The 15,593-nt window shown below is 64.7% G+C and carries 13 protein-coding genes; 4 read left to right on the forward strand and 9 right to left on the reverse strand.

The genetic code is table 11. From position 1 onward, the window contains the following. Positions 1-19: 19 nt before the first annotated feature. The 3 genes from guaA to E8E91_RS01645 all read right to left on the reverse strand — a co-directional run bounded on the left by guaA (position 20) and on the right by E8E91_RS01645 (position 3,887). Positions 20-1,597 (reverse strand): glutamine-hydrolyzing GMP synthase, encoded by a 1,578-nt coding sequence (guaA, locus tag E8E91_RS01635; RefSeq protein WP_280374337.1) that lies wholly within the window; start codon positions 1,595-1,597, stop codon positions 20-22. Positions 1,598-1,677: 80 nt separating this feature from the next. Continuing rightward, complete coding sequence (guaB, locus tag E8E91_RS01640; protein ID WP_280374338.1) at positions 1,678-3,147, reverse strand: IMP dehydrogenase; 1,470 nt, start codon at positions 3,145-3,147, stop codon at positions 1,678-1,680. Between the two features lie 188 nt (positions 3,148-3,335). Next, entirely contained in the window at positions 3,336-3,887 is a 552-nt protein-coding gene (locus E8E91_RS01645) for a sugar ABC transporter ATPase (RefSeq protein ID WP_280374339.1), read from the reverse strand. A gap of 99 nt (positions 3,888-3,986) precedes the next feature. Between E8E91_RS01645 and xseA the strand changes: the two genes are divergently transcribed. The 4 genes from xseA to leuA all read left to right on the forward strand — a co-directional run bounded on the left by xseA (position 3,987) and on the right by leuA (position 9,548). Beyond that, positions 3,987-5,366: an exodeoxyribonuclease VII large subunit gene (gene xseA, locus E8E91_RS01650; RefSeq protein ID WP_280374340.1), complete on the forward strand. Its 1,380-nt coding sequence runs from the start codon at positions 3,987-3,989 to the stop codon at positions 5,364-5,366. 2 nt (positions 5,367-5,368) lie between these two features. Further along, on the forward strand, positions 5,369-6,190 hold the full coding sequence (locus tag E8E91_RS01655; protein ID WP_280374341.1) for a peptidoglycan DD-metalloendopeptidase family protein: 822 nt from the start codon (positions 5,369-5,371) through the stop codon (positions 6,188-6,190). A gap of 108 nt (positions 6,191-6,298) precedes the next feature. After that, entirely contained in the window at positions 6,299-7,522 is a 1,224-nt protein-coding gene (locus E8E91_RS01660) for a mechanosensitive ion channel family protein (protein WP_280374342.1), read from the forward strand. 355 nt (positions 7,523-7,877) lie between these two features. Continuing rightward, the gene (gene leuA, locus E8E91_RS01665; protein WP_280374343.1) at positions 7,878-9,548 is read left to right on the forward strand and encodes a 2-isopropylmalate synthase; all 1,671 of its coding nucleotides are present in this window, start codon (positions 7,878-7,880) and stop codon (positions 9,546-9,548) included. 181 nt (positions 9,549-9,729) lie between these two features. Here the strand turns inward: leuA and E8E91_RS01670 are convergent, their stop codons facing one another. The 6 genes from E8E91_RS01670 to E8E91_RS01695 form a co-directional block, all read right to left on the reverse strand. Next, positions 9,730-10,095 carry a helix-turn-helix domain-containing protein gene (locus E8E91_RS01670; protein WP_280367333.1) on the reverse strand — a complete coding sequence of 122 codons (366 nt, stop codon included), beginning with the start codon at positions 10,093-10,095 and terminating at the stop codon, positions 9,730-9,732. A gap of 13 nt (positions 10,096-10,108) precedes the next feature. Further along, positions 10,109-10,903: an amidohydrolase gene (locus E8E91_RS01675; protein ID WP_280374344.1), complete on the reverse strand. Its 795-nt coding sequence runs from the start codon at positions 10,901-10,903 to the stop codon at positions 10,109-10,111. After that, complete coding sequence (locus E8E91_RS01680; RefSeq protein ID WP_280374345.1) at positions 10,891-12,039, reverse strand: pyridoxal phosphate-dependent aminotransferase; 1,149 nt, start codon at positions 12,037-12,039, stop codon at positions 10,891-10,893. Before E8E91_RS01680 ends, E8E91_RS01675 begins: the two co-directional genes overlap by 13 nt. 201 nt (positions 12,040-12,240) lie before the next feature. Then, positions 12,241-13,719, reverse strand: a complete 1,479-nt coding sequence (der, locus tag E8E91_RS01685; protein ID WP_280374346.1) for a ribosome biogenesis GTPase Der — start codon at positions 13,717-13,719, stop codon at positions 12,241-12,243. Positions 13,720-13,797: 78 nt separating this feature from the next. After that, a complete protein-coding gene (gene bamB, locus E8E91_RS01690) occupies positions 13,798-14,937 on the reverse strand; it encodes an outer membrane protein assembly factor BamB (protein ID WP_280374347.1) in 1,140 nt (379 codons plus the stop codon). A gap of 4 nt (positions 14,938-14,941) precedes the next feature. Beyond that, positions 14,942-15,580, reverse strand: coding sequence for a YfgM family protein (locus E8E91_RS01695; protein ID WP_280374348.1), 639 nt, complete (start codon positions 15,578-15,580; stop codon positions 14,942-14,944). Positions 15,581-15,593: the final 13 nt, after the last annotated feature.

Below are 15,593 nucleotides of genomic sequence, written 5' to 3' on the forward strand. Positions count from 1 at the left end.
TAGCGCTTGTGCACTCGCATCATTCCCACTCGATGGTCGCCGGCGGTTTGCTCGACACGTCGTAGGTGACGCGGGAGATGCCTTCGATCTCGTTGATGATGCGGTTGGAGACGGTCTCCAGCAGCTCGTAGGGCAGGTGCGCCCAGCGGGCGGTCATGAAGTCGATGGTTTCCACCGCGCGCAGGGCAACGACCCAGGCATAACGGCGGCCGTCACCGACCACGCCGACGGATTTCACCGGCTGGAACACCACGAAGGCCTGGCTGGTCTTGTGGTACCAGTCCGCCTTGTGCAGTTCTTCGATGAAGATGTGGTCGGCACGACGCAGCAGGTCGGCGTATTCCTTCTTCACTTCGCCGAGGATGCGCACGCCCAGGCCCGGGCCCGGGAACGGGTGGCGGTAGACCATGCTGTAGGGCAGGCCCAGCTCCAGACCGATCTTGCGCACTTCGTCCTTGAACAGCTCGCGCAGCGGCTCGACCAGTTCGAATTGCATGTCTTCCGGCAGGCCACCGACGTTGTGGTGGGACTTGATCACGTGGGCCTTGCCGGTCTTGGCGCCGGCCGACTCGATCACGTCGGGGTAGATGGTGCCCTGGGCCAGGAACTTGATGCCCTGCAGCCGGGTGGCTTCCTCATCGAACACTTCGATGAAGGTACGGCCGATGATCTTGCGCTTCTCTTCCGGGTCAGCGACGCCGGCCAGGCGGGAAAGGAACTTCTCTTCAGCGTTGGCGCGAATCACGCGTACGCCCATGTTCTCGGCGAACATGGCCATCACGTGGTCACCCTCGTGCAGGCGCAGCAGGCCGTTGTCGACGAAGACGCAGGTCAGCTGGTCGCCGATGGCGCGGTGCAGCAGCGCCGCTACCACGGAGGAGTCCACGCCGCCGGACAGGCCCAGCAGCACCTTGGACGAGCCCACCTGGGCACGTACGGTGGCGATGGCGTCTTCGACGATGTTGGACGGGGTCCAGAGGGCGGCGCAGCCGCAGATGTCCAGCACGAAGCGGGACAGGATGCGACCACCCTGCTTGGTGTGGGTCACTTCCGGGTGGAACTGCACGCCGTAGTAGGCGCGGTGATCGTCGGCCATGGCAGCGATCGGGCAGCTCGGGGTGCTGGCCAGGATGTGGAAGCCGGCGGGCATGTCGGTGACCTTGTCGCCGTGGCTCATCCACACGTCGAGACCGAGGACGCCATCGTCGTCCACATGGTCTTCGATGCCGTCGAGCAGCCGGGCCTTGCCCACCACATCGACGCGGGCGTAACCGAATTCGCGCAGATCGGAACCCTGCACCTTGCCGCCCAGCTGCTCGGCCATAGTCTGCATGCCGTAGCAGATGCCGAACAGCGGCACATTCAGGTCGAACACGGCCTGCGGTGCGCGCGGGCTGTTGGCTTCGTGAACCGACTCCGGGCCACCGGCGAGGATGATGCCGCGCGGTGCGAAGGCGCGGATCGCGTCATTGCTCATGTCGAAGGGGTGGATTTCGCAGTACACGCCGATCTCGCGCACGCGGCGGGCGATCAGCTGGGTGTACTGGGAGCCGAAGTCGAGGATCAGGATCCGGTGGGCGTGAATGTCTTGGGACATGGCCATCTCTCGTTACGGAATTCACAAACGACACGGGGCTGAATCAGACAGCCCCGTGACGCACTAGCTTTCAGTCAGCCTCAACCAACGCGGTAGTTCGGGGCTTCCTTGGTGATCTGTACGTCGTGGACGTGGGACTCGGCCATGCCGGCGCCGGTGATGCGCACGAACTGCGGCTTGGTGCGCATTTCCTCGACAGTGGAGCAGCCGGTGTAGCCCATGGAGGCACGCAGGCCGCCCATCAGCTGGTGAACGATGGCGGTCAGGGTGCCCTTGTAGGGAACACGGCCTTCGATGCCTTCCGGAACCAGCTTCTCGGCACCGGCCGAGGAGTCCTGGAAGTAACGGTCGGAGGAACCCTGGGACTGCGCCATGGCGCCCAGCGAGCCCATGCCACGGTAGGCCTTGTAGGAACGGCCCTGGAACAGTTCGACTTCGCCCGGAGCCTCTTCGGTACCGGCGAACATGGAGCCCATCATCACGCAGGAAGCGCCAGCCACGATGGCCTTGGACAGGTCACCGGAGAAGCGGATGCCACCGTCGGCGATCAGCGGGATGCCGGAGCCGGCCAGGGCGGCGGCGACGTTGGCGATGGCGGAAATCTGCGGTACGCCGACGCCGGCAACGATACGGGTGGTGCAGATGGAGCCCGGGCCGATGCCGACCTTGACCGCGTCAGCGCCAGCCTCGGCCAGGGCCTTGGCGGCTTCGCCGGTAGCGATGTTGCCACCGATCACCTGCACGTGCGGGTAGGTGTCCTTGACCCAGCGAACGCGCTCGATCACGCCCTTGGAGTGGCCGTGGGCGGTGTCCACCACCACCACGTCGACACCCGCGGCAACCAGTGCGGATACGCGCTCGCCGGTGTCGGCGCCGGTGCCCACTGCCGCGCCAACGCGCAGACGGCCCTGGTCGTCCTTGGACGCCAGCGGGTAGGTCTTGGCCTTCTCGATATCGCGGAAGGTCACCAGGCCGCGCAGGTAGAAGTTCTCGTCGACCACCAGCATCTTCTCGATGCGGTTTTCGTAGAGCTTGGCCTTCATTTCTTCCAGCGGTGTGCCTTCACGGGCGGTGACCAGTTTTTCCTTGGGAGTCATGATCGCGGCAACGGTGTCGCCGACGTTCGGACGGAAGCGCAGGTCGCGGCCGGTCACGATGCCCACCAGCTCGCCCTCTTCCACCACCGGGAAGCCGGAGAAGCCGTATTCACGGGCAATCTGCAGCAGCTCGATGATCTTGGTGGAGGGGGTGACGGTCACCGGGTCACGGACGATGGCGGTCTCGTGACGCTTGACCTTGCGCACTTCGGCAGCCTGCTGCTCGATGGTCATGTTCTTGTGGATGATGCCGATGCCGCCTTCCTGGGCCATGGCGATGGCCAGGCGGGCTTCGGTCACGGTGTCCATCGCCGCGGATACCAGCGGGATGTTCAGTTCGATGCCGCGGGTCAGGCGGGTCTTGAGGCTGACATCCTTGGGCAGAATCTCGGAATATCCCGGAATCAGGAGAACGTCGTCGAAGGTCAGGGCTTCTTGGCTGATGCGCAGCATGGCGGGGGCTCCCAGGCGGGAAAATTGGAAGCGCGCCATTATAACGAGGCCACGGCCACTGCTCAACGCGGCCGACGGGCTACAGATCGGGTTTCTGGTCGCGGAAGCGAATTAATTTCACAACGCAGCGCCACAAACGACGAAACGAAGTCCTCCACGCCGTTTCGCGACGGAAATAACGCCTCTGGTCACCCGTTCGTCCGAACCTGGCGCACCGAGTATCCAAGTCGCTCGCCGAACGCGTCGAGGAAGGTCTGGGTGAAGCGGGTTTCGCCCCAGCCGTTGAAGATGAAACCGAGATTGGAAAAGCCGCAGGGCTGCAGGAAGAGGAAGCCATTGATGTCGTCCTCGAAACCGCATTCCGGGCAATTGAAGTTGTCGGTATGCCCCGGCCACCATTCTTCCAGGCTTTCGAACAGCGGTTCTCCAACTTCCTGGCGGCATTCGGGGCAGCCCGCTTCATTGAGGAAGTCGCGTGTAGGCGTATAGATGCAGCGCTTGTCCACCAGCTCCAGGCCATTCACCGGTTGGCCGAATGGCAGACGTTCCGGATGCTCGACCACATTCCGCGCGCCGGGTGCGATGGCGTAGGCCATGCGGTTGCCGCGCAGCCCACAGGTGCTCGGCAGCGCTTCGACCACCTCGCGCTGGGCCAGCCAGCGCAGCATGCGCCCGACCAGGGCCTGATGCCCGGGAACGGTGGATATCTGCGGCACGATGATCAACTGGCTCGATTCCATCTCTGGCTCCTGCTGCGGTGGAAAGGGCGCGCAGCTTAACCATCGCCCTTTAACCGTCAACTATGGCGCATGGCGGCAAAGCCATTATCATTTCCGCCCATGCTCAAAGACCCCTTTCAACGGCTCGGCCTCGACCGCGAGGTGCTGACCGTCAGCCAGCTCAACCAGCGCGCCCGCCATCTACTGGAGGACGTGTTCCCGCAGGTCTGGGTGGAAGGCGAGATATCCAACCTCGCCCGCCCCGCTTCCGGCCATCTCTATTTCACCCTCAAGGATGCCCAGGCCCAGGTCCGCTGCGCGCTGTTCCGACAGAACGCCCAGCGCGTGCGCCAGGCCCTGCGCGACGGCCTCGCCGTACGGGTACGCGGCAAGGTCTCGCTTTTCGAGGGCCGTGGCGACTACCAGCTGATCGCCGATACCGTTGAACCCGCCGGCGACGGCGCACTGCGCCTGGCGTTCGAAGCGCTGAAGGAAAAGCTTGCCGCCGAGGGACTGTTCGCCGCCGAGCGCAAGCGCCCGCTGCCTGCCCACCCGCAGCGCATTGGCATCGTCAGCTCACCCACCGGTGCGGTGATCCGCGACATCATCAGCGTATTCCGCCGCCGCGCCCCGCAGGTGCAGCTGACCCTGATTCCCACCGCGGTCCAGGGCCGCGAGGCGACCGCACAGATCGTCCGTGCCCTGGCACTGGCCGACGCCCAGGGTTTCGACGCCCTGATCCTGGCCCGGGGCGGCGGCTCGCTTGAGGACCTCTGGTGCTTCAACGAGGAAGCGGTCGCCCGCGCGGTGGCCGCCTGCAAGACGCCCATCGTCAGCGCCGTCGGCCACGAGACGGACGTATCCATCAGCGATTTCGTCGCGGACGTACGCGCTCCGACCCCCTCCGCTGCCGCCGAGTTGCTGGCCCCGGACGCCAGTGAACTGCAGCAGCGCCTGGACAGTCTGCATCGCCGCCTGGTCCTGCGTATGCGGGAACACCTGACCCGCGAGCGCCTGCGCCTGGACGGACTGTTCCGCCGCCTGCGCCACCCCGGCGAGCGGCTGCGCCAACAGGCCCAGCGCCTGGACGACCTGGACATGCGCCTGCGCCGGGCTTTCGAGCGCCAGCTGCAAATTCGTCACGAACGCCTGGCGCGCCTCGATACCCGTCTCGCCGCGCAGCATCCGGGGCGCACCCTGGCCCTGTTGCGACAGCGGCTGGACAGCCTGGCCGAGCGCCTGCCCCGCGCCGCCCGCGACGCCATCAAGGACCGCCGGCAAAAGCTCGACACCCTGGCCCAGACCCTGCACGTGGTCAGCCCCCTGGCCACCCTCGGCCGCGGCTACAGCATCCTGCTGGACGAACGCGGCCAAGCCATCCGCGCCGCCAGCCAGACGCGCCCCGGCCAGCGCCTGAAGGCCCGCCTCGCTGAGGGCGAACTGGACGTGCGTGTCGAAGACAACCACCTCACCCCCGTGAACCTCTCCCTGCTGGACTGACCATGCGCCTGCTCGCCGCCCTGCTCCTCTGCCTCGCCCTGCCCGTCCATGCCGAAGGTTTCATCAGCCGCCTGCTGAACAAGCCGGTACCCGGCGGCGTGGCAGTGATCCAGCTCGGCAGCGCCGCCCAGGCGCCCACCGCGCGCTACCAGGGCAAACCGGTGCTGGTGGTCAAGGAAGACGGTCGCGACTGGATCGCCATCGTCGGTATTCCGCTGGGGACCAAGGCGGGCCAACAGCAGGTCGAGGTGAGCGATGGGCGCAAGCTGGCCTTCAGCGTGGGTCCGCGCACCTATCGCGAGCAACACATCAAACTGGCCAACACGCGCCAGGTGAACCCGTTGCCGGAAGACCTCAAGCGTATCGACCGCGAACTGGCCGAGCAGACCACCGCCTACCGCCGCTTCAGCCCCGGAATGCCGAGCAACCTGCTGTTCGACAAGCCGGTGAACGGCCCGCTTTCCAGCCCCTTTGGCCTGCGCCGCTTCTTCAATGGCGAGGAACGCAACCCGCATTCGGGCCTCGACTTCGCCGTGGGCGCCGGCACGCCGATCAAGGCCCCGGCGGCGGGCAAGGTGATTCTCATCGGCAACTACTTCTTCAATGGCAGGACGGTGTTCGTCGACCACGGCCAGGGCCTGATCAGCATGTTCTGTCACATGTCGAAGGTAGAGGTGAAGCTCGGCCAACAGCTGCCGCGCGGCGGCGTGGTAGGCCGCGTCGGAGCCACCGGACGCGCCACCGGCCCGCACATGCACTGGAACGTCAGCCTCAACGATGTACGCGTGGACCCGGCCATCTTCATCGGCGCCTACAAACCCTGACCGACATCTACGCTTACACCCCAGGCCTGGGGCGGGCCTGGTGGATTTGCTAAGGTCCGGCGCTTTCCGGGGCCCGCCCCGCTCACCAGACTCTCCAAGGGAGCGCCCATGCAGAACGATGTCACCCCCTGGCTCGCCTGGCTGCGGCAGCATGAAGAGCTGCACACCATCGTCACTACCGTAGTCCTCGTCCTCCTCGCGTGGATTTCCAACTGGATCGTCCAGCGCATCCTGATCCGTGGCCTGTTCCGTCTCACCGGCGTGCACGTCCAGGACCACGGACTGATCAAGCGCCTGGCCAACGTGGTGCCCGCCCTGGTGCTGACCGGCGGGGTGCGGGTGGTGCCGAACCTGCCGAACGCGCTGGTGGAGATCATCACCAACGTGTGCGCCGCCTTCATCATCCTCACCATCGCCCTGGCCTTGAGCGCAGCGCTGAATATCGTCAACAGCCTGTATCTGCGCCGCAAGGACGCCCACCTTCGGCCCATCAAGGGCTATATCCAGGTGCTGAAGATCGCCATCTTCGCCATCGCCACCGTCCTGATCATCGCCAGCCTGATCGACCGCTCGCCACTGATCCTGCTCTCCGGCCTGGGCGCCATGGCCGCCGTGCTGCTGTTGATCTTCCAGGACACCCTGCTGTCCCTGGTGGCCAGCGTGCAGATCACCTCCAGCGACATCATCCGCGTCGGCGACTGGGTAGAAATGCCGCAACTCAATGCCGACGGCGACGTGATCGACATCGCCCTGCATACGGTGAAAGTGCAGAACTGGGACAAGACCATCACCACCATTCCCACCAAGCGTTTCATCACCGATTCGTTCAAGAACTGGCGCGGCATGCAGGAATCGGGGGGCCGGCGGATCAAGCGTTGCCTGTACCTGGACCAGAACAGCGTGCGCTTCCTAAACCAGGACGACATCGAGCGACTGCACGACTTCCGCCTGCTGGACAGCTACCTCACCGTCAAGCAGAGCGAGCTGCTGTCCTGGAACAGCCAGTTGGACGAAGAGGAGCGGCTGCCGGTCAACAGCCGCCAGCTGACCAACCTCGGCACCTTCCGCGCCTACGTGGAGCACTACCTGCGGGAGAACCAGGACATCCGCAAGGACATGACCCTGCTCGTGCGGCAGATGGCCCCCACCGCCGATGGCCTGCCCCTGGAGCTGTACTGCTTCACCAACACCACCGCCTGGGCCAGCTACGAGGCCATCCAGTCCGACATCTTCGACCACCTGCTGGCGATACTTCCGGAGTTTGGCCTGCGGGTCTTCCAACACCCAAGCGGAGCGGACATGCGCACGCTGCGCCTGCCTCCAGCGCAATGATCCGGGGGCTGCCCGCGGATTGTCCGGCAACGGGCCTTTCGCGGGCTGGCTGCCTCGCGGCAAAGAAGCCGCGCAATCATTCCTAGAAACCCGCCGCATTCACGCAATAATTTCCCTCCTTGCAGATTCTTGCGCTCTTTTTCACCATTTTTTCCGCGATGCTTGCCATATTCACTCACGATGAATAGGGTTAGCCCCTATGAAAACCGCACACACTCTCATCCTTCTGCGTCAACACGCCTGCCTGCGACTGGTCAGCCCCCGACTGCGTGGCTGAATCCCACCTCCGCCGCACCCGCCGATTTCCAATGCCTGGCCGACCATCACACGGCCCGCAGTAAAAAGGATTTGCCCCATGAGCATGCTGAAAGACCCGTCCAACAAGTACCGTCCGTTCCCGGCCATCAACCTGCCGGACCGTACCTGGCCGTCGAAGACCATCACTGAAGTACCGATCTGGTGCAGCTCCGACCTGCGTGACGGCAACCAGTCGCTGATCGAGCCGATGGACGCGCAGAAGAAGATGCGTTTCTTCAAGACCCTGGTGCAGGTGGGTCTGAAGGAAATCGAGGTGGCCTTCCCGTCTGCCTCGGATACCGATTTCAACTTCGTCCGCGAGCTGATCGAAGGCGGCCACATTCCGGAAGACGTGACCATCCAGGTGCTGACCCAGGCCCGCGAAGACCTGATCACCCGTACCTTCGAGTCCCTGAAAGGCGCGAAGAAGGCCATCGTCCACGTCTACAACGCCACTGCGCCGTCCTTCCGCCGCATCGTCTTCAACCAGGACAAGGCCGGCGTGGTCGAGATCGCCACCAACGCCGCCAAACTGATCAAGAAGCTGGCCGCCGAGCAGCCCGGCACCGACTGGACCTTCCAGTATTCGCCGGAAATCTTCAGCTCCACGGAGCTGGAGTTCGCCGTGGAAGTCTGCGACGCCGTGATCGATGTATGGCAGCCGACTCCTGAGAAGAAGATCATCCTCAACCTGCCGGCCACCGTGGAGTGCGCCACACCGAACGTGTACGCCGACCAGATCGAATGGTTCGGTCGCCACGTCAGCCGTCGTGACTCGGTGATCATCAGCCTGCACACCCACAACGACCGTGGCACCGGCGTGGCCGCCACCGAGCTGGGCCTGATGGCCGGCGCCGACCGCGTCGAAGGCTGCCTGTTTGGCAACGGTGAGCGCACCGGCAACGTCGACCTGGTGACCCTGGCGCTGAACATGTACACCCAGGGCCTGCACCCGCAACTGGACTTCTCCGACATCGACGCCGTGCGCAAGGTCGTCGAAGAGTGCAACCAGCTGCCGGTCCACCCGCGTCACCCCTACGTGGGCGACCTGGTGCATACCGCATTCTCCGGCTCCCACCAGGACGCCATCCGCAAGGGCTTCGCCCAGCAGAAGGAAGACGGCGTCTGGGAAGTGCCCTACCTGCCGATCGACCCGGCCGACATCGGCCGCAGCTACGAAGCGGTGATCCGTGTGAACAGCCAGTCCGGCAAGGGCGGCATCACCTTCCTGCTGGAGCAGGAATATGGCATCAGCCTTCCGCGCCGCATGCAGATCGAGTTCAGCCAGGTGGTGCAGAAGGAAACCGATCGCCTGGGCCTGGAAATGACCGCCGAGCAGATCTACAAGCTGCTGGACGCCGAATACCTGCAGGCCAGCACTCCGTTCACCCTGAAAGGCCATCGCCTGCAGGAAGAGAACGGCACCAGCGCCGTGGATATCGAAGTCCAGGTCAATGGCGAGACCCAGCACCTGCGCGGCATGGGCAAGGGCCCGCTGGAAGCCCTGGTGGCCAGCCTGCCGGTAAAGGTGGAGATCATGGACTACTCCGAGCACGCCATCGGCGCCGGCACCAACGCCAAGGCCGCGGCCTACATCGAGCTGCGCGTCAACGGCGGCCGTGCCCTGCACGGTATCGGCATCGACGAGAACATCACCACCGCCAGCTTCCGTGCCCTGTTCAGCGCCCTCAACCGCGCCCTGAGCCAGGCTGAGGCCGAAGCGGCCTGAAGCCGATAGCGCAATAAAAAACCCCGCCATCTGGCGGGGTTTTCTTTTGTCCGTGGGCCTATTCCTTGTGGGGGCGATTTCAATCGCCAAACGGGCCGCAGGTCCGTCATCGGATCCCAATTGGGACGGCTACGCCGCCCCTGGAGAATGAATTCGCCCCTACCCTAGAGCGACACCCGCCCTAGCCCTGCTGCTGCCAGTGGCACTTACCCCATGCGCACATGGAATCCAGCACCGGCTTCAGACTCAAGCCATGCTCGGTCAGGCGGTACTCGACCCTCGGTGGCACTTCGGCATACACCGTGCGCGAGACAATGCCGTCGCGCTCCAGCTCCCGCAGCTGCTGGGTCAGCATTTTCTCAGTGATGCCAGGCACCAGTCGCTTGAGCTCGGAGAAGCGCCGCGCCTCGGGGATCAGGTGATAGACCAGCAGCGACTTCCACTTGCCGCCGATCACCGCCAGGGTGACTTCCACCGGCGTGTTGTAGACCTTCTCCCCCGCCACCAGCAGGTTGCCTTCGGCAGGTAGCGGCTTGTGTTCGCTCATGGTCGCTCCGGGCTCAGAGATGCAAGTCGAAGGCGTCCGCATCACGCATCGCCGGGAAGCGCTCGCGGTAAGCCGCCAGTTGCGAAGCCGACAGGCTGGCGAAGAACACGCCGTCACCATCACCGGCATCCAGCAGGCTTTCGCCCTGGAAGTCCAAAACCTGGCTGTCGCCGCTGTAGCCATGCCCCTTGCCATCGGTCCCTACACGGTTCACTGCCGCGACAAAGCAGAGGTTCTCGATCGCGCGCGCCGGCAGCAGGCGGTTCCAGTGGTGGCGACGGGCCGCAGGCCAGTTGGCGGTGTAAAGCAGCAGGTCGGTGTCGTGCGGATCACGGCTCCACACCGGGAAGCGCAGGTCGTAGCAGATCAGCGGACGCACCCGCCAGCCTTTGAGCTCGAACAGCGCCTGGGTTTCGCCCGGCGTGTAGTGCTTGTGCTCGCCTGCCATGCGGAACAGGTGTCGCTTGTCGTAATGCAGGACTTCACCGTCTGGACGTGCCCAGAGCAGGCGGTTGCGATGGCTGCCGTCGGCGGCCTGGATGATGAGGCTGCCGGTGATCACCGCATCGAGGCGACTGGCTTGCTCGCGCAGCCAGGCGTGGGTCGGACCCTGCTCGGGTTCGGCGAGGGCCGACGAATCCATGGAGAAGCCGGTGGTGAACATCTCCGGCAGGACGATCAGATCCGCGCCCCTCGCCTGCTCCAGCAGCGCTTCGAAGTGCGCGTGGTTGGCGGCGCAGTCGTGCCAGGCCAGGGTGGTCTGCACCAGGGCCAGCTTGAGGTCGGGCAAGGTGGTCAGATCGCGCATAGCTTTTCCGCCGCCTGACGCAGCGTCTCCTCACGTTTGGCGAAGCAGAAGCGCACCAGGCGCAGGTCTTTCGGCGCTTGCTGGTAGAACACCGAAACCGGAATCGCAGCGACGCCGTGCTCGCGGGTCAGCCATTCGGACATGGCCACGTCGTCCAGGTCGTTGCGAATGGCGCTGTAATCCACCAGTTGGAAGTAAGTGCCGGGGGCGCGGGTGAAACGGAAGCGCGAGCCGGCCAGCAGGTCGCAGAACAGGTCGCGCTTGGCTTGATAGAAGGCCGGCAGCTCGGCCAGGTGCTCCGGATGTGCCGCCATGAAGTCGGCCAGCGCCCACTGCAGCGGAGTGACACCGCAGAAGTTCACGTACTGGTGGACCTTGCGCAGCTCGGCGGAGAGCGCCGGTGGGGCGACTACGTAGCCAGTCTTCCAGCCGGTGACGTGATAGGTCTTGCCGAAGGAGCTGACCACGAAGGCGCGGGCGTAGAGCTCGTCATGGGCCAGCACGCTGACGTGGCTGGCACCGTCGAACACCAGGTGCTCATAGACCTCGTCCGAGACCAGGTAGATATCGCGACCACGGATCAGCTCGGCCAACTGGTCCAGTTCAGCGCGGGAAATCAGCGCGCCGCTGGGGTTGTGCGGGCTGTTGAGGATGATCATGCGGGTACGCGGGCTCAACGCGTCGCGCATGCGCTGCCAATCGATGGAGAAGCCCGGCAGTGCCAGCGGCACGTGGACGCAGCGGCCGCCGGCCAGCTCCACGGATGGTTCGTAACTGTCGTAGCAGGGATCGAGGACGATCACCTCGTCGCCGGCACGGACCACCGCCTGGATGGCGCAGAAAATCGCTTCGGTGGCGCCGGGCGTGATAGTCACCTCGGCATCGGCGCTGACCGCGCGGCCATAGAAAGTGGCCACTTTGGCCGCCACTTGCTCGCGCAGCGCGGGCAGGCCGGTCATCGGGGCGTATTGGTTATGTCCGGCGGCGATGTGCCGACCAACTGCGTCGCACAGGGCGGCTGGCGCGGAGAAATCCGGGAAGCCCTGGGACAGGTTGATGGCACCGACTTCTGCGGCGAGCTGGGACATGCGGGTGAAGATGGTGGTGCCGACGTTGGGCAACTTGCTGGCGATCATTTCTTCAGGCTGCTGGCGACTGGAAAGTGGGTCATAGCTTAAGCCCTGAGGGGTTTCGCCACCACAGGAATGCCGGTAGGAGCGAGATCTGCTCGCGAAACATTGTGCCGGCCCGATTCGCGAGCAGAGCTCGCTCCTACCTGTATTGAGGCCCTGGAAATGAAAAGGGCGCCCATGGGCGCCCTCTTCTTCCAGCCAGTATCAGCGCTTCTTGTCGCGGCGCTTCTTGTCGGCCTTCTTGTGGTGCGACATGAGGCGGCGCTTCTTGTTCACCTGACGCTCGGTGAGGGTGTTCTTCTTGCCCTCGTAGGGGTTCTCGCCGCCTTTGTACTCGATGCGGATCGGCGTACCGACCAGCTTGAGCACGCGCCGGTAGGTGTTCTCCAGGTAGCGCGAGTAGGACTTGGGCACCGATTCCACCTGGTTGCCGTGGATCACGATCAGCGGCGGGTTGGCACCACCCAGGTGGGCGTAACGCAGCTTGATGCGCCGGCCGTTGACCAGCGGCGGCTGGTGTTCCTGCACCGCGTCTTCGAGGATCTGCGTCAGACGGCTGGTGGGCCAGCGGGTGATGGCGGAGCGGAACGACTCCTGCACCGACTTGTACAGGTGGCCAACGCCGGTGCCATGCAGCGCGGAAATGAAGTGGATGTCGGCGAAGTCGACGAAGAACAGCCGGCGCTCCAGCTCGGTCTTCACATAGTCGCGCTCACTTGGCTCCATGCCGTCCCACTTGTTCAGGGCGATGACCAGCGCACGGCCGGTTTCCAGCACGAAGCCCAGCAGGTTGAGGTCGTGCTCGACCACACCTTCGCGGGCGTCCATCACGAAGATCACCACGTTGGCGTCCTGGATGGCCTGCAGGGTCTTCACCACCGAGAACTTTTCCACAGCCTCGAAGATCTTGCCGCGGCGGCGCACGCCGGCGGTGTCGATCAAGGTGTACTTCTCTTCGTTGCGCTCGAAAGGGATGTAGATGCTGTCGCGGGTGGTGCCGGCCTGGTCGTACACGATCACCCGTTCTTCACCGAGCATGCGGTTGACCAGCGTGGACTTGCCGACGTTGGGGCGACCGATGATGGCGATCTTGATGCCGTCCTTCTCGCTCGGGCCGGGAATGCGCTTGGCTTCTTCGCCCTCAGCGACTTCCTCGGCGCTGGCCGCTTCCTCTTCGTCGGCGCCGTCGTCGCGCGGGAACTCACCCAGCGCGACCTGCAGCATCTGGCTGATGCCACGGCCGTGAGCGGCAGCGATCGGCAGGGCGTCGCCCAGGCCCAGAGGGCTGAACTCGGCGCGGGCGAGATCCGGATCGACGGTGTCGACCTTGTTGGCCACCAGGAAGCTGCGCTTGTTCCGCTTGCGCAGGTGCTCGGCGATCATCTGGTCGGACGCGGTCATGCCGGCGCGGGAGTCGACCATGAAGAGCACCGCATCGGCTTCTTCAATGGCCTGCAGCGACTGCTCGGCCATTTTTGCGTCGATGCCTTCCTCATCGCCGGAAATACCCCCGGTGTCGATGACGATATAGGTGCGACCCTGCCATTTCGCCTCGCCGTACTGGCGGTCACGGGTCAGACCCGCGTATTCCGCGACAATCGCGTTGCGGGTCTTGGTCAGGCGGTTGAACAGGGTGGACTTGCCGACGTTGGGCCGACCCACCAGGGCAATTACGGGAACCATGAGGCTCTCCACTCGTTATTTCAGAAAACACAAAGGCCGCTGCCGTTTGACGGCAGCGGCCCGACATCAGGCTTCAGCTTAGCGGATGGTCAGGCCAACCAGCTTGCCGCCGTTGCCATAGGCATACATCCACTCACCGACCACCAGCGGACGGGCACGCAGGCCGTCGCCATCGATCTTCACACGACCGACGAAGTGACCGTCCACCTGGCTCAGCAGGTGCAGGTAACCTTCGAAGTCGCCCACAGCCACGTAGCTGGAGAAGACTTCCGGAGCGGACAGCTGGCGGCGGGCCAGCGCGTCGTTGCTCCACAGGGCGGAGGCGGAACGCTCATCCACACCTTCAACGGTGCCGTTGGCCAGGCTCACGTAGACGTTGCCGAAGCCCTGGGCGACACCAGCGTAGCTGGACGCTTCGCGCTGCCAGAGCACACGGCCGCTCTCCAGGTCCAGGGCGGCGACGCGGCCCTGGTAAGTGGCCACGTAGAGGGTGCCACCGGACAGCAGCAGGCCGCCGTCGATGTCCACTACGCGATCCAGTTCGGAACGGCCTTGGGGCACGGCCACGCGCTGTTCCCAGACCGGAATGCCGCGCTTGATATCCAGCGCGAGCACCTTGCCGGTGGACAGGCCGGCCACGGCCAGGTTGTTGGTCACGACGGGCGCGCCGGTACCACGCAGGGTCAGCACCGCCGGGGTGTTCTCGTAGATCCAGAGCTGGTTGCCGGTGGCGGCATCGAAACCGAACAGGGTGTCGTTCTGAGTCTGCACGACCACCACGTCACCGTTGTTGGCTGCCGGGGCCAGCACTTCGCCGTTGACGCGGGCACGCCATTTCTCTTCACCGTTGGTGGCGTCCAGGGCAACGACTTCACCTTTCAGGGTGCCGACCATCACCAGGCCATAGCCAACGCCCACGGCGCCGGATACCGGGAGTTCCAGGTCCTGCTTCCAGATCACGTCGCCATTGAAGCGGTTGAGCGCCATGACCTCGCCGTTGACGTCCGAGGCATAGATGGTGTCGCCGTCAACGGCGGGCACCAGCAGGTTGTAGGTCTCGCCCTGGCCATCGCCAATGGAGCGGCTCCAACCCTTGTCCAGACTCACCTCTTCAGTGATATCGGGCAGTTCGGCCGGCGGCAGTTCCTTCTTGCTGTTGCTGCTGCAGCCCACGGCCAGAACGGCCAGGGCCAGCACTGCGGCATTCTTCCAGCGCATCACGTCACGCGTCCCCTTTTGCCAGGTCGTCGAGCTTCATCTGCAGGCCACCTACGGCGGCGTCTTCGGGCAGTGCGGCCTTGGCTTTCAGGTAGGCGGCATGCGCGTCATCGGTGCGACCCAGCTGCACCAGCAGGTCACCCTTGAGTTCTTCGCGGCTGGCAGAGAAGGCCTTGTCGGCGTCGCCTTCCAGCAGCTTGAGGGCATCTTCGGCCTTGCCCTGGGCGGCCAGGACACGGGCCAGGCGCTGGCGGGCCAGCTCGCCGAGGGTCGCGTCGGCGGGCTTGTCGAGCACGGCCTTGAGTTCGGCAGCGGCGTCGTCCAGCTTGCCGGCGTCGACCGCGACCTTGGCCACGAACAGGCTGCCGTACTGGGCGTAGTGGGTGCCACCGAAGTCACTCTTCAGCTTGCCGGCCAGTTCGGCGACCTTGGCCGAATCCGGAGTGCCGCTGGGGTTCAGCGCGGTTTCCAGCAGTTGCTGGTAAACGACCGAGGCGCCCTGGGCCTGATTGGTTTCGTACTTCTGCCAGGCCTGCCAACCGAAGACCACCGCCAGCGCCAGTGCGCCGCCAGTGAGCATGGGTTTGCCGTTGCGCTGCCACCAGTCCCTGAACTGCGCAATCTGTTCTTCTTCAGTCTGCATGCTTAACCCCGTA

The sequence above is a fragment of the Pseudomonas sp. BN515 genome (assembly GCF_029873155.1).
Taxonomy (GTDB): Bacteria; Pseudomonadota; Gammaproteobacteria; order Pseudomonadales; family Pseudomonadaceae; genus Metapseudomonas.